This is a genomic window from Methylobacterium sp. 142-1Y (assembly GCF_057747795.1).
In genome coordinates this window covers 1,993,613-2,011,881 of the sequence record NZ_CM173224.1, presented here as the reverse complement: position 1 = coordinate 2,011,881, position 18,269 = coordinate 1,993,613, and the positions used below count along the sequence as shown (strand labels likewise).

Here is an 18,269-nt window from a genome sequence, read left to right as displayed (position 1 = left end):
GCGCGGCCCCGACCCCTCTGCCCGAAAGCGGCGGTCTCGTGACCATGGGGCTGTCGCCCATCCCGAACCGGCCGTTCCCCTGTCGACCCGGATCGGTCGTCCGGTTCTATTCCGGCCCGCCCGAGAACCAGACATCCCGGCATAGGGCGACAGCCGTATCGTCCGGCGCTCGATCTTCGATCAGCCACGCCGCTCCGATGGAATGCGCCTGCGATAGGCTGGGGGACTTGATGCAACCTGCCGGGTCCGACGCACCGACGCAGGGGATGAACCACGCCGGTCCCAACAGCCGGACCGTGAAGCTCGTGTCCGCTCGGGTCATCATCACGGCGACCCCCAGCTGCGTCGAGGGCCGCCACGGAAAGACGATCCGCCCGCCGGGTCGCAGGGCTTTCAACCAAGGACCGGGCGGTGAAACGACCCCCGCATTGACGTAGATCACGTCGCAATCCGGCAGGGGCAATTCCGTCGCATCGCCCTGCACGACAGTCACGCCCTCGAATGGCGCTAGGTTGTCGGAGGCGCGGCGGGCCAGTCCCGGTTCGATCTCATAGGCGTGTACGCGACCGCTCGGCAGGGCCAGCATCGACAGGAGAGCGGTGTAATATCCGGCGCCCGCTCCAATGTGGACGATGGTCTCGCCTCTCTTCGGGGCGATCGCTCCGATCCAGCGCGCATGCAGGAACGGTTCGCCGTTGTTGATGCGCCTGGCGGCATCGAGGGCAACGAGGCAGTTCTGGTAGACGAAGACCGGATCGGTAGTCGGTGTTTCGACGTAGCGCTCATTGACCATGATCTTCCATGGTCCGGGACCCAGAAATGCCTCCCGCGGCACGATGTCGAAGACACGTTCGAGCCGCGGATCATCTGAGCCGCTGGCGACGGCCATCAGCCTCGCGTGAAATGCGCGCACCTCCTCGGCGCTGGCAGGCTTGGCCAAGGGGGCGGTCGACGTCCGACTCTTTCGCGATCCTGCCCGAAAGCCGTCAGACTGCAAACCCGTCATGGACCTCGTCGTCATCGATAGCCTGGAAGCAGCCCCTCCCGAAGCCGCATCCGGTCGATCACCATCCTGCGCATGGTCAAGCCGATCGGATGTCGTTACCGCCAGGTCCTCAAAGCGCGGATGCCGTTCCGTCTCTTCTCCCGGGCTTCGCCGACATCACCCCGAGACCCGTCTCGCGGCGGGCATCGGGATGAAACAAGAGACACGAGATCGCTGAAGGATCAGTGGAGCGAATACCTCTCACTCCAACTCCAGCACCACGCTCCGAAACCCCTGCGGCTTGCGCGCCGGGCAGATGTCGCCATCGTCGCTGATCACCTGCACCTTCTTCCCGTCCGAAGACACGATCAGGCCTTCGGGCTGGAAGTCCGGGAGCGCCGCCAGCGCCTCGGCTACCCCAGGAACCCGGGTCGGCGCCTCGCCGACCGTACCCGACCAGCGGTAGAGGTCGGCGGCCTCGCCGCCGCTGCCGGAGCCGCCGGCGACGAGGAAATAGGCCTTGATCCCCGGCGCATAGGCGATGTCGCGGATGCCCCGGCCCTTGAGGTCGAGGGCGATGGGCTTTGCCAGCTTCGGCGCGGCGCCGCTCGCCAGCACCTCGGCGGCGTTCTCGAACGGCACCACCAGGGCATCGTTGTCGGCGTTGAGCGGGTTGCGCAGGCCCACATACAGGCCGCGCCCGTCGGGCGTCGGGCCCAGGCCCTCGAGGGCGAGGCCGCGCCGCTTCGGGCTCAGGCTCGCCTTCGCCGCGAGATCGACGGCGATGCGCTCGGACAGGCGCGGGTCGAGATCGGCCAGCGCCTTGGCAAGCCCCGTGAACGCCTTGCCCTTCGGCGTGACCGCCGGGGCCTTGGCGTCGCCCCCGACCGACAGGGCGAGCATCTGGCGCGAGGCTTCCCGGGTGCGGCCGTCCTTGTCGCGGGCATGCGAGCCCATCAGCACCAGGTCGCTGCCGAGCCAGGCGAGGGATTCGAGGTCGGCCTTGGCGGGCTCCTCGCGGCCGCTCGTCGCGAGCGCGGCGTCGAGGTCGCCGCCCTTCAGGGCGAGCGGTGCGCCGGATTCGTCGGCCTTGTAGAGGCGGAGCGTGTTGTCCTCGTCGTCGACCACCAGGAAGCGGTCGCCGAAGCTGCCGGCCGGGTAGGGCACGGCGCCGGAGGCCTCGCACAGGCCCCAATGCGTCAGCACCGGCCCCGTCTTCACCTCGGCGCGCGCCCCTTGCGCCGCGAGGCAGAGGGCGAGCACGGAAACGAGTCTGTCCAGGCGCAAGCGGCACCGGCCCGTCATGGCGATTCTCCCCGGATCCCGGCTCGTCTGGTGCGAACCGACTTCGGAGTATTTCACGCGGTCTCGGTTCTATTCAATGAGGAACGGGAAAAATCTTCGTGCCGCGGATGGCGCTGCGGCAGCAGCCCCTCAGGCCTCGTCCGGCGTGCCGGCGTCGCCGGTCCGCTCGCGCTGCGCGGCGATGAAGCGGCGGCGTGCCTCGGCGGCCTCGCGAAACGCCTTCGAGCGCGGCGCCGCCTGTGCGAGCTTGCCGATCTCGCGCAGGATCAGCTCGGCCTCGAACGCCGCGGCGCGCTCCGTCGCCACGGCCCGGCTGTCGGCGCCGTGGGAGGCAGTGTAGCGCTCCAGCCCGTCGCGGCACACCGCGACGCGGTATTCCAGCCACTCGATCACGTCGCCGAAGGCCCGGTCGCGGATCTCCGCGGCCGTGGCCCGGCGCTTCTTCTCGCTCACGCGTCGTCCCTCCGCCGCCCGGACGACCGATCCTCTCGCATATCGGGCGCCGATTTGCGCGGCGGCGCCGTTTTTCAGATGTGCAACGCTTCCCCGAGCGCCCGGAGATTCGCCTCGTGGAAGGCTTCGCCGAGGGTCGGGTGGGCGTGGATCGTGCCGGCCACGTCCTCCAGCCGAGCGCCCATCTCCAGCGCCAGGCCGAATCCCGCCGCGAGTTCCGAGACCCCGGCCCCCACGGCCTGGATGCCCAGGATGAGGTGGTTGTCGGCCCGCGCCGTCACCCGCACGAAGCCGTCCTCGGCGCCGAGCGTCATGGCGCGGCCGTTCGCCGCGAAGGGAAACAGGCCGGTGCGGATCTCGTGGCCGGCGGTACGGGCCTCCTCCGGCGAGAGGCCGGCCGAGACCACCTCCGGGTCGGTGAAGCAGACCGCCGGAATCGCCACCTTGTGGAAGGCGCGGCGGCGGCCCGCCACGAGGTCGGCCACCATCTCGCCCTGCGCCATGGCGCGGTGGGCCAGCATCGGCTCGCCGGTGACGTCGCCGACCGCCCAGACGTTGCGCATCGAGGTGGCGCAACGCTCGTCGATGCGGATGAACGGTCCGCTCATGTCGAGGTCGAGCCGCTCCAACCCGAGATCCTGCGTGCGCGCCTTGCGCCCGACCGCGACCAGGATCACCTCCGCCGGAATCTTTTTCGAGTCTCCGCCGACCTCGACGGCCAGCGCGTCGCTGGACAGGCCGGTCGCCCTGGCGCCGAGCAGCACCTCGATCCCGAGCCCCGCGAGGCGCCGCGCCACCGGCCGGGTCAGCTCGGCATCGTAGGCCGGCAGGATCCGCTCGGCCATCTCCACCACCGTGACCTTGGCGCCGAGCTTGGCGAAGGCGGTGCCGAGTTCGAGGCCGATATAGCCCGCGCCCACCACCGCCATCGTGGCGGGGACACTCGGCAGCGACAGGGCCTCGGTCGAGGAGATCACCCGCCCGCCGAAGGGCAGGTGGGGGAGTGCCGCCGGGACCGAGCCGGTGGCCAGGATCACGTGCTCGGCCCGAACCCGCTCGGGGCCGGTATCGGTCTCGACGAGGCAGGTCTTGCCGTCGACCATGGTGCCGCGCCCGCGCAGGATCTTGACCCCGCCGCGCTTCAGGAGCGACGCCACCCCGGTGTTGAGCCGCCCGACGATACCGTCCTTCCAGGCCACCGTGCGGGAGAAGTCGAGGCGCGGCGGGCCGGCCGAGAGGCCGAAGGGCGAGGCGTCCTCGGATTGCAGCACCGCCGCGTGAAACGCCTCGGCGGCGTGGATCATCGCCTTCGAGGGGATGCAGCCGACATTGAGGCAGGTGCCGCCCAAGCGGTTCTCCTCGACCAGCACGGTGTCGATGCCGTGCTGGCCGGCGCGGATCGCCGCGACGTAGCCGCCCGGGCCGCCGCCGAGCACCAGGAGCTTGGTGGTGATCTCGCCCACATCAGGCCTCCATGAACAGGGTCGCGGGCGTCTCGATCAGGCCTTTGAGCGCCTGCACGAACAGGGCGGCGTCGTAGCCGTCGACCACCCGGTGGTCGAAGGACGCCGAGAGGTTCATCGTCAGGCGCGGCACGAAGGCGTTATCGCGCCAGACCGGGCGCATCACCTGCTTGTTGACGCCGATGATCGCCACTTCCGGTCGGTTGATCACCGGCGTCGTCACGATGCCGCCGAGCGCCCCCAGCGACGTGATGGTGATGGTCGAGCCCGAGAGTTCGTCCCGGGCGGCCAGGCCGTTGCGGGCGGCCTCCGCCAGGCGGCGAACCTCGGCCGCCGAGTTCCACACGTCGCGGGTCTCGGCGTGACGGAGCACCGGCACCATCAGGCCCGACGGCGTCTGCGTCGCGATCCCGACATGGATGCCGGCATGGCGGTGGATCACCTCCGCCTCGTCGTCGTAATGCGCGTTCATCTGCGGGAAGTCCGGGAGGCTCCGCACCAGGGCCTGGACCAGGAACGGGATCAGGGTCAGCTTCGGCCGGGTCGCGCCGTGGCGCTGGTTGAGGGCGGCGCGCAGCTCCTCCACCGCCGTCACGTCGACCTCCTCGACGTAGGAGAAATGGGCGACGCGGCGCTTGGCGTCGGCCATCCGCTGGGCGATGCGCCGTCGCAGGCCGATGATCTTGATCTCCTCCACGCCCGTGCGCGGGGCGCGGCCGGCGGGGGCCGGCGCGGCATCCTCCGGCGGGGTGTTCAGGAAGGCGTCGAGGTCGTCGTGGCCGATGCGGCCGGCCGGGCCGGTGCCGCGGACCTGGCGCAGGTCGATCCCGGCCTCCAGCGCCCGCCGGCGCACGGCAGGCGAGGCGACCGGTTTCTCGCCGGGAGGGCGCGGCGGGCCGGAGGAGGGTGCTGCCGCCGCGGGGCGCGGGGCAGGGGAAGCGGGTTTGGTCGGTGCAGGCTTCGGTGGCTCGGCGGGTTTCGGCGCGGCAGCAGAAGGCGGGGCAGGTGCGGGCTGCGCCGGCTCCAGGCCGTCCGCGGCCAGGATCAGGGCGGCGGCGGGCTTGCCGGCCGCCGCGTCCTGCGCCTTGGCGATCTCGGGCGCCACCGCGACCCCGGCCTCAGGGGCGGCCTCGCCGCCCTCGATCTCCAGCCGCACCAATTCGGCGCCGACCGCCAGCATCTGGCCAGCCTCGGCGCCCAGTGCCGCCACGGTGCCGCTCACCGGCGAGGGGATCTCGACGGTGGCCTTGTCGGTCATCACGTCGGCGAGGGGCTGGTCCTCGCGGACCACGTCGCCGACCTTGACGTGCCAGGCCGAGACCTCGGCCTCGGCCACGCCCTCGCCGATATCCGGGAGCTTGACGATGCGAAAGCCCATGGGTCAGCCCTCCAGCGCGGCGCGAAGGGCCCGGCCGACACGCTCGGGGCCCGGGAAATAGGCCCATTCCTGGGCGTGCGGGTAGGGCGTGTCCCAGCCGGCGACCCGGACGATCGGCGCCTCCAGGTGGTAGAAGCAGGATTCCTGCACGAGCGCCGCCAGCTCGGCGCCGAAGCCCGAGGTCAGGGTCGCCTCGTGCGCGATGACGCAGCGCCCGGTCTTGCGCACCGAGGCCTCGATCGTCTCCATGTCGAGGGGAAGCAGCGTGCGCAGGTCGATGACCTCCGCGTCGATTCCCGTCTCGGCCGCGGCGGCCTCGGCGACGTGGACGATGGTGCCGTAGGCCAGCACCGTGACGGCGTTGCCCTCGCGCCGGATCGCCGCCTTGCCGAGCGGCACGGTGTAGTGCCCGTCCGGCACCTCGCCGAGGTCGTGGCGGGCCCACGGGGTCACCGGCCGGTCGTGGTGGCCGTCGAAGGGGCCGTTATAGAGGCGCTTGGGCTCCAGGAAGATCACCGGGTCGGGATCCTCGATTGCGGCGATCAGCAGGCCCTTGGCGTCGTAGGGGTTCGACGGCACCACGGTCTTGAGGCCGGCGACGTGGGTGAACAGGGCCTCGGGGCTCTGGCTGTGGGTCTGGCCTCCGAAGATCCCGCCGCCGGTGGGCATCCGCACCACCATCGGGGCGGTGAACTGGCCGCCGGAACGGTAGCGCAGGCGCGCGGCCTCGGACACGATCTGGTCGTAGGCCGGATACATGTAGTCGGCGAACTGGATCTCGATGCAGGGCTTCAAGCCATAGGCGGCCATGCCGACGGCGGCGCCGACGATGCCGAGTTCGCTGATCGGCGCATCGAAGCAGCGGCTCTTGCCGAAGCGGGCCTGGAGCCCTTGGGTGCAGCGGAAGACGCCGCCGAAATAGCCGACATCTTCCCCGAACACGACCACGTCGTCGTCGCGCTCCATCGCCACGGCCATCGCGTCGCGGATGGCCTCGATCATCGTGCGGCGCGGCATGTCAGTACCCCGCCTGCTGGCGCTGGCGGCGCAGGTGAGGGGGCATTTCCGAAAACACTCCTTCGAACATGTCGCGTGGCGACGGCTTGCCGCCGGCATGCAGCGTGCCGTGGGTCTCGGCCTCGCGCTGGGCGGCCACGACCTCGTCGAGGATCTCGGCCTCGCCCTGGCGGTGGCGCTCCTCCGACCAGGCGCCGCGGGCGATCAGGTGATCCTTCAGGCGCCTGACCGGGTCGCCGAGGGGCCAGGCATCGAACTCGGTCTTCGGCCGGTAGGCGGAGGGGTCGTCGGAGGTCGAATGGGCGCCGGCCCGGTAGGTGACGTATTCGACCAGCGTCGGCCCGAGGTTGCGCCGCGCCCGCTCGGTCGCCCATTTCGCCACCGCGTGGACGGCGAGGTAGTCGTTGCCGTCGACCCGGAGCGCCGGAATCCCGAAGCCGTGACCGCGGGCCGCGAAGGTCGAGGAGCCGCCGCGGGCAAAGCCCTGGAAGGTCGAGATCGCCCACTGGTTGTTGACGACGTTGAGCACCACCGGCGCCCGGTAGGTCGAGGCGAAGACCAAGGCCGCGTGGAAATCCGATTCCGCCGTCGAGCCGTCGCCGATCCAGGCGGCGGCGATCCTGGTGTCGTTCTTGATCGCCGATGCCATCGCCCAGCCGACCGCCTGGATATACTGGGTCGCGAGGTTGCCCGAGATCGAGAAGAAGCCGTGCTCCTTGGCCGAGTACATCACCGGCAATTGCCGGCCGTGCAGCGGATCGGCCTCGTTCGAGTAGATCTGGCACATCATGTCGACGAGCGGGTAGCCGCCGGCGATCAGCAGGCCCGCCTGGCGGTAGGTCGGGAAGTTCATGTCGCCGGGCTGGAGCGCCCGGCGGAACGCGGTGCTCACCGCCTCCTCGCCGAGATGCTGCATGTAGAAGGAGGTCTTGCCCTGGCGCTGGGCCATCAGCATCCGCGCATCGAAGGCGCGCAGCTTCATCATGTCGCGAAGACCTGCGAGCAATTCGTCGTCGGTGAGCGAGCCGGCCCAGGGGCCGACCGCCTTGCCGTCGGAATCCAGCACCCGGATCAGCGTGTAGGCCATGTCGCGGATGTCGGCGGCCGCCACGTCGACGTCGGGCCGGCGGACGGCGCCGGCCTCCGGGATGTCGAGATCGGAAAAGCTCGGATTGCCGCCGGGACGGACGGCCGGCTCGGGGACGTGGAGACTTAACGGAGCCTGCGGGCTCGGGGCGTCTGGCGGCATGGGATAAGCCCTTCGCGGGGGAGGGGGTCGCGGACGATGCGGGAGGGGGTGTCAGAACGGCGCGCCGACCTGCGCCTCGACCGCGATCGGATGGCGCGAGAGGCGGGCAGCGAGGACGGACAGGTCCGTTCCTTCCGGAACCAGGATCGACAGGGTGACCGCGGAGGAGGTGGCGTCGAGAGCGAGGCGTCTCAGAGTGTGGCCGGCGCGTTCGCTCCCGCCGAGCGGGCGCGTGACACCGCCGAAGACGTGGAGAATCCGGGCCCGGACCTCCACCGCATGCCCTTGTTCAAGAGCCATCTGCGCCCTCCCGCGACGCTTGATTTCCCCGACTGTAGCCCGGTCCGGCCGGATGGTCCTCGCCGTTTTTCGCCGCTAAAGCGGGTGACCGGAGAACGCAGCATGGCATCGAGGGGCGAAACGCCGAACAGACGTTCTGCGCGGGCGCAGGCGCCGCAGAAGGGCGCGGAGCCGCAAAGGCTCGACGATCTCGACCGGAAGATCCTCGGTGCCCTGCGGGCCGATGGCCGGCTGACGATCGCGGCGCTCGCCGAGCGGGTCGGGCTGTCGCAATCGCCGTGCTGGACGCGGCTGCGGCGCCTGGAGGAGGCGGGGCTGATCCGCGACTACGTCGCCGTGCTCGACCACCGGGCACTCGGCATCCCGGACGTGGTGTTCATCGAGGTCACCCTCGACAAGCACGACGATGCGGTGCTGGAGGCCTTCGGTACCGAGATCCTGCGCATCCCCGAAGTGCTGGAGGTGCATCTTGTGACCGGCGAGTACGATTACATGATCAAGGTCGCGGTCAGCGGCACCGCGCATTACGAGCGGTTCCTTCGTGAAAAGCTCTATCGCATCCGCGGCATCCGCCAGTCGCGCTCGGTCTTCGCGCTGCGGACCTTGAAGCAGGAGGTGTCGGTGGATCCGGTGGCGATCGGGCGACGAACGCCTTGATTTGGCATTGATCTCTGTTTGGTTGTGTCGGACCTAATTCATCGCCAGTAAAGCGCAGGATCCACTCTCCCGTGTAGGCATGGCTATCGCATATAAGCGAAGAGGCTGTACAAGCATGCGTGATTGCCGATCGCTCGCCGCATCTTTCGCTTGCGGAGAGGCCGCTCTCCGAAATCGCTTTCAGGGCAGATCGACCCACAGCCGTCTCTTATGCAATTGTACTTCTTATGCCATTGTCCTGCCCATTCGGGAGAGGGGATGGGTTTACCCGTGCCGATTTTTTTCCCGGACGGCCCTGCAGCCCGCGGGGGGAGGGAATCGCCCGCGCCGCTTCCGTCTCTCGACAGCGTCATCCCTGATCGGGGCGGAGGATGAGCCGCACGGCGCGTGAGTTCGGCACCCGCCCCACCGCCCTGCGGCGTCGCGCCAACCTTGCCTTGCGGTGCGGAAGGGAGCCACACTCGCCGATCCCCGACAGGGGGCCGCGAGGCCCCCCGGATGACGACGAGGACCCCGCATGATGGAAGCCAGCGCGCCGGCCGCGACCCCGATGGATGACGGCATCGTCGCCGCCGCGGAGGCCTGCCTCGCCAGCGTCGGGCGCGCCCGGGAGGCGATCCACGGGGTCATCTTCGGGCAGGAGCAGGTGGTCGATCTCGCGCTGGTCACCGTGCTGGCGGGCGGCCACGGTCTCCTCGTCGGCCTGCCGGGCCTGGCCAAGACCAAGCTCGTCGAGACGCTGGGCACCGTGCTCGGGCTCGACGCGCGCCGGGTGCAGTTCACCCCCGACCTGATGCCCTCCGACATCCTCGGCAGCGAGATCCTCGACGAGGACCAGGACCGGCACCGCTCGTTCCGCTTCGTGCGCGGGCCGATCTTCACCCAGCTCCTGATGGCCGACGAGATCAACCGCGCCAGCCCCCGCACCCAGTCGGCGCTGCTCCAGGCGATGCAGGAGCGCTTCGTCTCGGTCGCCGGCGCCCGCCACGATCTGCCGCGGCCGTTCCACGTCCTGGCGACCCAGAACCCGATCGAGCAGGAGGGCACCTATCCGCTGCCCGAGGCCCAGCTCGACCGCTTCCTGCTCGAGATCGACGTCGGCTATCCCGACCGCGCCGCCGAGCGGCGCATCCTGCTGGAGACCACCGGTGCCGAGGAACACCGGCCGCAAGCCGTGATGGACACCGACGCCCTGCTCTCGGCCCAGCGCCTGGTGCGGCGTCTGCCCGTCGGCGACGCGGTGGTCGATGCGATCCTCGACCTCGTGCGCGCGGCGCGGCCCGTCGGGGGCGACGCGGCGATCGCCGACAAGCTGCTCTGGGGCCCCGGCCCCCGCGCCAGCCAGGCGCTGATGCTGGCGGTGCGCGCCCGCGCGCTGATCGAGGGACGGGTCGCGCCCTCCGTCGACGACGTGGCGGCTTTGGCCGAGCCGGTCTTGAAGCACCGCATGGCGCTGACCTTCGCGGCCCGCGCCGATGGCGAGACGATCCCCGGCCTGATCGGCCGCCTCGTCGGGCGGCTCTGACCCGGTGGTCGCGACACGCGTCCTGGACGCAAGCCTCCGCGCCCCCGGCCGGCAGGAGACCGAGACCGCCCTTTCGCTCGCCGAGCGGATGCCGCGCCTGATCCTGGAGGCCCGCCGGGTCGCCGCGACCCTGGCGCACGGCCTGCACGGCCGCCGCCGGGCCGGCCCGGGCGAGAGCTTCTGGCAGTTCCGCCCCTTCGTCGCCGGCGAGGCGGCGAGCCGGATCGACTGGCGTCGCTCAGGGAGGGACGACCGTCTCTACGTCCGCGAGCGCGAATGGGAGGCGGCCCATACCGTCTGGTTCTGGGTCGACCGCTCGGCCTCGATGGGCTTCGGCTCCACGCTCGCGCAGGCGCCGAAGATCGAGCGGGCCCTCGTCCTGGCGCTGGCCCTCGGCGACGCCTTCGTGGAGGCCGGCGAGCGGGTCGGGCTCCTCGGCCTGTCGCGGCCCCAGGCCACTCGCACCATCGTCGAGCGGATGGCCGAGACCCTGTCGGCCGACGCCTCCGGCCTCGACGAGGATCTGCCGCCCCGCGCCCCGGTCGGACGTTTCGACGAGGCGGTGCTGATCGGCGATTTCCTCTCGCCGCCGGAGCAGGTGCGGGCCGCGGTCGCGGCGATCGCCGGTGCCGGCAGCCGCGGCCACCTCGTCATGGTGGTCGATCCGGTGGAGGAGACTTTCCCGTTCTCCGGCCAGGCCGAACTGCACGACTTGGAGGCCGGCCTGTCGCTCCGGGTCGGCGACGCCGCCGCCTGGGGCGAGGCCTATCGCCGGCGGATCCGCGCCCATCGCGATGCGTTGGCGGAGATCGCCCGGTCGCAGGGGTGGACGTTGACGCTGCACCGCACCGACCGACCGGCGAGCGAGGCGGCGCTCCGCCTCGTCACCCTGGTCGCCGCCGCCCGCGGGGCAGGTTGAGGACGCCTTCGATGTTCGGACTGCCCCTCAGCTTCGCCGCCCCCGCCGCCCTCGCGGCGCTCGTCGCCCTGCCGGCGCTCTGGTACCTCTTGCGGGTGACGCCGCCGCGGCCGCGGCGCATCGACTTCCCGCCGTTGCGCATCCTCGCCGACCTGCTGCCGGAGCGCGAGACGCCGGCCCGCACGCCGCCCTGGCTGCTGGCGCTGCGGCTGCTCGCCTCCGCCTGCCTGATCCTGGCGGTGTCGGGTCCGGTCTGGAATCCGAGCCCGCAGGGTGCCGCCGACGGGCGTAACCCCCTGGTACTGGTCCTCGACAACGGCTTCACCGCCGCGCAGGACTGGCGCGACCGGATCCGCGTCGCCGCGGCCGAGGTCGAGGCGGCAGCCCGGGCCGGGCGTCCGGTGGCCTTGCTCGCCACCGCCGCTTCGCCGACGGGCCTGGAGGCCACCGGTCCCGGGCCGGCGCTCGAGCGCCTGCGCGCCATCGAGCCGCTGCCGCACCTCGCCGACCGGTCGGCGCAGCTGCCGTCGCTCACCGCCTTCCTGGAGCGCAACCCGGGCAGCGCCGTGGTCTGGGTCAGCGACGGCGTCGCCGGGCCGGACGGCGACGCCTTCCCGGCCGGCCTCGCGGCAGCCGCATCGCGCAACCGCGCCGACATCACCGTGCTCAAGGCCGAGCGGACGCCGGCTCTAGGCCTCGCCGGCCCGGATTCCTCCGGCGGCCAGCTCGGCGTCATCGTGGTGCGGGCGGAGCCGAACGGTCGCGAATCCGGCACGGTCCGGGCCCTCGATGCCAAGGGCCTGCCGCTTGCCGAGACGAATTTCGCCTTCGCCGGCAATGCCACCGCGACGGAGGTCCGCTTCGACCTGCCGGTGGAGCTACGCAACACCATCGCGCGGTTCGAGGTCGCGGGCGAGCACTCGGCCGGTGCCGTGGTGCTGGCCGACGAGCGCGGCCGGCGCCGCCGGGTCGGCCTCGTCTTCGGCGGGACGAGCGACCAGGCCCAGCCGCTGCTCTCGCCGACCTACTATCTCTCCCGCGCACTGACGCCCTTCGCCGACGTGCTGGAGCCCCGCGGCGGGCGCGGCGTCGCCGAATCGATCGGCCAGATGCTCGATTCCCAGGTCTCGGTCCTGGTGCTGGCGGATGTCGGCGCCCTCGATCCGGCGACGCTGGAGCGGGTCTCCACCTTCGTCGACAAGGGCGGGCTGCTCCTGCGCTTCGCGGGCCCGCGGCTCGCCGCCGGCAGCGACGACCTCGTGCCGGTGCGCCTGCGCCGGGGCGGGCGCAATCTCGGCGGCACCCTGTCCTGGGACAGCCCGCGCACACTGGCGCCGTTCGCGCCCGAGAGCCCCTTTTCGGGGCTGACGCCGCCGGCCGATATCGGCGTGCGGCGCCAGATCCTGGCCGAGCCGGACGGCGACCTCGCCCGGCGCACCTGGGCCGCCCTGCAGGACGGCACTCCGATCGTCACCGCCGCGAAGCGGGGGGAGGGCATGGTGGTCCTGGTCCACGTCACCGCCGACACCACCTGGTCGAACCTGCCGCTCTCGGGCCTGTTCGTGACCATGCTGCGCCGCGTCGTGGCGCTGGCGGGCACCACCCCGCCGACGACCGGGGCGAGCCCCGGCGCCCCGCCGCCTGTGCTCGCGCCGCGCCTCACCCTCGACGGGTTCGGCGCCCTGAAGGCGCCCCCGGCCACCGCCCGGGCGGTCCCGGCGACGTGGACCGAACGGGCGACGCCGGAGCACCCGCCGGGCTATTACGGACCTGCCGATGGCGGCCTCGCGGTCAACGCGCTCACGGCGGAGGACCGGCTGAAGCCTCTCGACCTGAAGCCGCTGAGCAGTGCCCGCTTCGGCGGCCTGGAGGAGGCCCGCACCCGCGACCTGCGCGGACCGTTCTTCCTCGCCGCGCTGCTGCTCCTGGGTCTGGACACCCTGGCGAGCCTGTGGCTCGGCGGCTTCCTCGGGCGGATGGCGGCACGCCTGCGCCGCCGGCCGGCCGCGGCCGCCGTGATCCTCGGGATCCTGGTGCTGGGCGCGGCGCCCGAATCGGCTCGCGCGGTCGAGCCCGCGGCCAACCGGCCGAACGGCATCGAATCGGCGCTCGTCACCCGCATCGCCTACGTGATCACCGGCGACCCGACCGTCGACGAGACCAGCCGGGCCGGCCTCGCCGGCCTGACCCAGATGCTGGCGAGCCGCACCGCGCTCGAACCCGGCGAGCCCGCCGGCATCGACCCGGCCAAGGACGAGCTCGCCTTCTACCCGCTGATCTACTGGCCGATCGTGCCGAACCGGCCGCTGCCGAGCGAGGCGGCGATCCGGCGGATCGACGCCTTCATGAAGAACGGCGGCACGGTGATCTTCGACACCCGCGACGCGATGACGGCCCGCCCCGGCGGACCGCCCACGCCCGAGGCCCTCACCCTCCAGCGCATGCTGGCGACCCTGGAGGTGCCGGAACTCGAGCCGGTGCCCCGCGACCACGTTCTGACCAAGGCGTTCTACCTCGTCGACGGCTTCCCCGGCCGCTACGCCACCGGCCAGACCTGGGTCGAGGCCCTGCCGCCGGCCGGCGAGGGCGGTGAGCGCCGCCCGGCCCGGGCCGGCGACGGCGTCTCGCCGATCGTCATCACGGGCAACGACCTCGCCTCTGCCTGGGCCATCGGCCGGCGCGGCGAAGCCCTCTATCCCCTCGTCGGCGGCGATCCGCGGCAACGCGAGATGGCCTTCCGCGGCGGCGTCAACCTCGTGATGTACGCGCTCACCGGCAACTACAAGGCCGATCAGGTCCACGTGCCGGCGCTGCTGGAGCGGCTGGGGCAGTGAGGCGTCGCATCAGACAACGGTACCGTTCATGCTGAGTCTCAGCCTCGCCCCCCTCGTCCCCATCCCGATCCTGTGGGCCTTGGGGAGCCTCGCCGCGATCCTCGCCGTAGTGGCGTTCCTGGCCCGCGGGCCGGTGGCGCTCCTGCGCGTCCTCGTCCTCGCCCTGGTGCTGCTAGCGCTCGCCAATCCCTCGCTGGTCCAGGAGGAGCGCGAGCCGGTCAAGGACATCGTGGCGGTCGTGGTCGACCGTTCGGGCTCGCAAGGGCTCGGCGACCGCCCGGCGATGACCGATACGGTGCGGGCCGAGCTGCAACGCCGCCTCGGCACGGTGAACCAGATCGAGCCGCGCTTCGTCGACGTGCCGGAGGCCGGCGGCGACGAGGGCACGCGGCTGTTCACGGCGCTCTCCAGCGCGCTCGCCGACGTGCCGCCGGATCGCCTTGCCGGCGTGGTGATGCTGACCGACGGCGTCGTCCACGACATCCCGGCGAACCTCGCCGCCGCGAGCTTCAAGGCGCCGCTCCACGTGCTGGTCACCGGCCGGCCCGACGAGCGCGACCGGCAGATCCGCCTGATCGAGGCGCCGCGCTTCGGCATCGTCGGGCGCGACCAGACCATCCGGGCCGAGGTGATGGAGCGCGGCGGCACCGGCTCCGCGGTGGTGACGGTGCGCCGCGACGGCGAGCAGGTGGTGCGCCAGACGGTCCGCACCGGCCAGCCCTTCAGCCTGACGCTCCGGGTCGAGCACGGGGGCCCCAACGTCGTCGAGATCGAGGCCGAGGCGCTGCCGGGCGAGCTGACCACCGCCAACAACCGGGCGGTGCTGCCGATCGAGGGCATCCGCGAGAAATTGCGGGTGCTCCTCGTCTCGGGCGAGCCCCATGCCGGCGAGCGCACCTGGCGTAACCTACTCAAGTCCGACGCCAATGTCGATCTCGTCCACTTCACCATCCTGCGCCCGCCGGAGAAGCAGGACGGCACGCCGATCTCCGAACTGTCGCTGATCGCCTTCCCGACCCGCGAATTGTTCCAGCAGAAAATCAAGGATTTCGACCTCATCATCTTCGACCGCTACGCCAACCAGAGCGTGCTGCCGTCGAGCTACTTCGACAATATCGTGCGCTACGTGCGCGAGGGCGGGGCGCTCTTGATCGCCGCCGGGCCCGAATTCGCCTCGGCCGCGAGTCTTGCCCGGACGCGGTTGTCCGCGATCCTGCCGGGCGAGCCGAACGGGCGGGTGGTCGAGCGCGCCTACAAGGCGGCGCTCACCGATAGCGGCCAGCGCCACCCGGTCACCCGCGACCTGCCGGGCTCCGAGGCCTCGCCGCCGGCCTGGGGCGACTGGCTGCGCCTCATCGGCGCCGAGGTCCGCCCCGGCGTCACCCCGATCCTGGCCGGCGCCGACAAGCTGCCGCTGCTGGCGCTCTCCCGCGAGGAGAAGGGCCGGGTGGCGCTCCTCCTCTCCGACCATGCCTGGCTCTGGGCCCGGGGCTACGAGGGCGGCGGGCCGCATCTCGACCTGCTGCGCCGCCTCGGCCACTGGCTGATGAAGGAGCCGGCCCTGGAGGAGGAGGCCCTGCGGGCCAATGCCACCGGGCACGGCCGCGAGGTCCGGGTCGAGCGCCAGACCATGGCCGACACCGCCGAGCCCGTCACCGTGACGGCGCCGAGCGGGAAGACCCGCACCCTGACGCTGAACCCCGACAAGCCGGGCCTGTTCGCCGCCGCCTTCGAGGCCGACGAGCTCGGGCTGCACACCCTGCGCTCCGGCAACCTCGTCGCCTTCGTCAGCGTCGGCCCGGCCAATCCGCGCGAACTGATCGACGTGTTCAGCGACACCGAGCGCCTGCGCCCGCTCGCCGAGGCGACCGGCGGCTCGGTGCGCCGCCTCGCCGAGGCCGGGGGCGGGCTCGCGATCCCGCGGCTCCAGATCACCCGCTCCGGCCGGCTCTCCGGCTCCGACTGGATCGGCTTCCGCCCGAGCGACAGTGCGGTGGTGCGCGGCGTCTCGGTCTATCCCCTGGGGCTCGGCCTCGCGGCGCTCGCGGCCATCGCCGCGGCCGTCTTGGCGATGTGGCTGGTGGAGGGACGGCGCGGGCGGGCGTGACCGGCGATCGGGCTGCTCTCACAAGGGCTTGGCCCGATCTCTTCATCCTCTCGTATCACGGGAGGGCGAGGCACGGCGGTCTCAGGCGCCGTCGCAGGATGCCCGGGCAACGCCTTGCGGTTCCTCTGGAAACCGGTGGGGAACAGGGGTTGCCGGGTCCCCCGTCACCCCGGCCGGTCCCACATTCCCGTCTCGACCCCCGCCATCGCCGCCTCCGGCGTCACCCACGCCCACTCCGCCCCGGCCTGGTGCCGGAACCACGTCACCTGCCTTTTGGCGTAGCGCCGCGTATCCGCCTGGCCACGGGCCACGGCCTCGTCATACGGGAGGTCCCCGCGCATGTAGGCGATCAGCCCCGGCACGCCGTGGGCGCGCATCACCGGCAGCATCGGATCGAGGTGACGGTCGGCCAGGGCCCGAACCTCGTCGAGGGCGCCCGCCGCCATCATGGCGAGGAAGCGGGCATCGATCCGCGCCCGCAGAACCTCCCGGTCCGGGGTGAGGAAGATCTTGTGGCAGGACAGGCCGGTGAGCGGGCCCGGCCGGCGCGCGGCCTGGAACGCGGCGATCGGCCGGCCGGTGGCGGCCAGCACTTCGAGGGCGCGGAGCACCCGCAGGCGGTCGTTGCGGTCGAGGCGGGCGGCACCGTCCGGGTCCCGGCGGGCGAGGGCGGCGTGAAGCTCGGGCGTCTCCCGCCCCTCCGCCTCGGCCCGCACGACGGCCCGGATCTCGTCCGGCACCGGCGGGATCTCCGACAGGCCGTCGGTCAGGCCCATGAAGTAGAGCCCGGTGCCCCCGACCACGATCGGCAGGCGGCCCGCGGCCCAGGCTTCGCGGAGCGTCGCGCCGGCCTCCGCCAGGTAATGGCCGACGGAAAAATTCACCGCGCCGTCGATCGTGCCGTAGAGGCGGTGGGGCGCCCGTGCTTCCTCCTCCGGCGCCGGCCGGGCGGTGAGTCGGTGGAGGTCGCGATAGACCTGCATCGAATCGGCATTGATCACCACGCCGCCGTGCCGTTGCGCCAGGGCGAGTGCCAGGGCCGACTTGCCCGAGGCGGTCGGCCCTGCGATGAGGATCGCCCGAACCCGCCCGTCCATGCCTGCCTCTCCGATGCGCGCAAGCCCGGACGCGCCGTACCGACGAGCCCGAGCTTTTCCGATGACCCTGGTCGCCACCCTGATAGCAAACCCGGAGCGCCCCGCCATCACCGACGCGGTGCTGGCCGAAGCCCGGCGCGTGCTGGCGACCGAGCACCCGCCGCGCATCCTGCACGGCGAGGTCGCCGCCGAAATCCTGGTCGAGGGGGCGCCCGCCTCCGCGCCGGCCCTCGCCGAGCGCCTGCGCGCGGCGCTCGCATCTGAGCCGATCGACGTGGCGATGCAGGTCGTGAGCCCCCACCGGCGCAAGCGGCTCTTCCTCGCCGACATGGATTCGACCATGATCGGCCAGGAATGCATCGACGAGCTCGCCGACGTGGTCGGGCTCAAGGACCACGTCGCGGCGATCACCGAGCGGGCGATGCGGGGCGAGATCGCCTTCGAGCCGGCCCTGCGCGAGCGCGTCGCCCTGCTCAAGGGCCTGCCCCTCAAGGCCGTCGATCAGGTCATCGCCGAGCGCATCACCCTGATGCCCGGTGGGCGCATCCTGGTGCGCACCCTCAGGGCGCATGGCGCCTATACGGCGCTCGTCTCGGGCGGCTTCACCCTGTTCACCGGGCCGGTGGCGGCGCAAATCGGCTTCGACGAGCATCGCTCGAACCGCCTCGAGACGGAGGGCGACCGGCTCGCCGGCACCGTCGCCGAGCCGATCGTCGGTCGCGACGCCAAGCGCGACGCCCTCGTCGAGCTGCGCAGCCGGTTCGGTCTCGATCCGGCCGAGACCCTGGCGGTGGGCGACGGCGCCAACGACCTGGCGATGCTGGAGGAAGCCGGCCTCGGCGTGGCGTTCCGGGCCAAGCCTGCGGTGGCGGCCGCGGCGCACGCCCGGATCGACCACGGAGACCTCACCGCGCTCCTCTACCTGCAGGGCTTCGCGGCGGCCGAGTTCGTCGCGTAGCGAGGTCGTCGGGGAGGTTGCG

The 18,269-nt window shown here is 72.0% G+C and carries 15 protein-coding genes; 6 read left to right on the top strand and 9 right to left on the bottom strand.

The window, feature by feature from the left end:
* Nucleotides 1-106: 106 nt before the first annotated feature.
* The 8 genes from AC3AOF_RS09200 to AC3AOF_RS09165 all read right to left on the bottom strand — a co-directional run bounded on the left by AC3AOF_RS09200 (nt 107) and on the right by AC3AOF_RS09165 (nt 8,150).
* On the bottom strand, nt 107-940 hold the full coding sequence (locus AC3AOF_RS09200) for a protein-L-isoaspartate O-methyltransferase family protein (protein WP_236992119.1): 834 nt from the start codon (nt 938-940) through the stop codon (nt 107-109).
* 306 nt (nt 941-1,246) lie between these two features.
* Nucleotides 1,247-2,248: a DUF3616 domain-containing protein gene (locus AC3AOF_RS09195; RefSeq protein ID WP_488348302.1), complete on the bottom strand. Its 1,002-nt coding sequence runs from the start codon at nt 2,246-2,248 to the stop codon at nt 1,247-1,249.
* A 171-nt stretch (nt 2,249-2,419) separates the two neighbouring features.
* A complete protein-coding gene (locus AC3AOF_RS09190; RefSeq protein ID WP_236992117.1) occupies nt 2,420-2,743 on the bottom strand; it encodes a hypothetical protein in 324 nt (107 codons plus the stop codon).
* Nucleotides 2,744-2,817: 74 nt separating this feature from the next.
* Nucleotides 2,818-4,206, bottom strand: coding sequence for a dihydrolipoyl dehydrogenase (gene lpdA, locus AC3AOF_RS09185; RefSeq protein ID WP_488348301.1), 1,389 nt, complete (start codon nt 4,204-4,206; stop codon nt 2,818-2,820).
* A 1-nt stretch (nt 4,207) separates the two neighbouring features.
* The gene (locus tag AC3AOF_RS09180) at nt 4,208-5,584 is read right to left on the bottom strand and encodes a dihydrolipoamide acetyltransferase family protein (RefSeq protein WP_488348300.1); all 1,377 of its coding nucleotides are present in this window, start codon (nt 5,582-5,584) and stop codon (nt 4,208-4,210) included.
* Between the two features lie 3 nt (nt 5,585-5,587).
* Nucleotides 5,588-6,601, bottom strand: coding sequence for an alpha-ketoacid dehydrogenase subunit beta (locus AC3AOF_RS09175; RefSeq protein WP_236992114.1), 1,014 nt, complete (start codon nt 6,599-6,601; stop codon nt 5,588-5,590).
* 1 nt (nt 6,602) lies between these two features.
* A complete protein-coding gene (locus AC3AOF_RS09170) occupies nt 6,603-7,850 on the bottom strand; it encodes a 3-methyl-2-oxobutanoate dehydrogenase (2-methylpropanoyl-transferring) subunit alpha (protein WP_236992113.1) in 1,248 nt (415 codons plus the stop codon).
* A gap of 51 nt (nt 7,851-7,901) precedes the next feature.
* Nucleotides 7,902-8,150 (bottom strand): hypothetical protein, encoded by a 249-nt coding sequence (locus tag AC3AOF_RS09165; protein WP_236992112.1) that lies wholly within the window; start codon nt 8,148-8,150, stop codon nt 7,902-7,904.
* A gap of 102 nt (nt 8,151-8,252) precedes the next feature.
* On the opposite strand from AC3AOF_RS09165, the gene AC3AOF_RS09160 reads away from it, so the two are divergent.
* The 5 genes from AC3AOF_RS09160 (at nt 8,253) to AC3AOF_RS09140 (ending at nt 16,192) form a co-directional block, all read left to right on the top strand.
* Entirely contained in the window at nt 8,253-8,807 is a 555-nt protein-coding gene (locus AC3AOF_RS09160) for an Lrp/AsnC family transcriptional regulator (RefSeq protein WP_488348299.1), read from the top strand.
* A gap of 517 nt (nt 8,808-9,324) precedes the next feature.
* Nucleotides 9,325-10,332 carry an AAA family ATPase gene (locus AC3AOF_RS09155; protein WP_488348298.1) on the top strand — a complete coding sequence of 336 codons (1,008 nt, stop codon included), beginning with the start codon at nt 9,325-9,327 and terminating at the stop codon, nt 10,330-10,332.
* A gap of 4 nt (nt 10,333-10,336) precedes the next feature.
* Nucleotides 10,337-11,251 (top strand): DUF58 domain-containing protein, encoded by a 915-nt coding sequence (locus AC3AOF_RS09150; RefSeq protein WP_236992110.1) that lies wholly within the window; start codon nt 10,337-10,339, stop codon nt 11,249-11,251.
* Nucleotides 11,252-11,262: 11 nt separating this feature from the next.
* Nucleotides 11,263-14,085 carry a DUF4159 domain-containing protein gene (locus tag AC3AOF_RS09145; RefSeq protein ID WP_488348297.1) on the top strand — a complete coding sequence of 941 codons (2,823 nt, stop codon included), beginning with the start codon at nt 11,263-11,265 and terminating at the stop codon, nt 14,083-14,085.
* Between the two features lie 28 nt (nt 14,086-14,113).
* A complete protein-coding gene (locus AC3AOF_RS09140; protein WP_488348296.1) occupies nt 14,114-16,192 on the top strand; it encodes a hypothetical protein in 2,079 nt (692 codons plus the stop codon).
* Between the two features lie 164 nt (nt 16,193-16,356).
* Here the strand turns inward: AC3AOF_RS09140 and miaA are convergent, their stop codons facing one another.
* Entirely contained in the window at nt 16,357-17,304 is a 948-nt protein-coding gene (miaA, locus tag AC3AOF_RS09135; RefSeq protein ID WP_488348974.1) for a tRNA (adenosine(37)-N6)-dimethylallyltransferase MiaA, read from the bottom strand.
* A 46-nt stretch (nt 17,305-17,350) separates the two neighbouring features.
* Between miaA and serB the strand changes: the two genes are divergently transcribed.
* Complete coding sequence (gene serB / locus AC3AOF_RS09130; protein ID WP_236992107.1) at nt 17,351-18,247, top strand: phosphoserine phosphatase SerB; 897 nt, start codon at nt 17,351-17,353, stop codon at nt 18,245-18,247.
* The last annotated feature ends 22 nt before the right edge of the window (nt 18,248-18,269 follow it).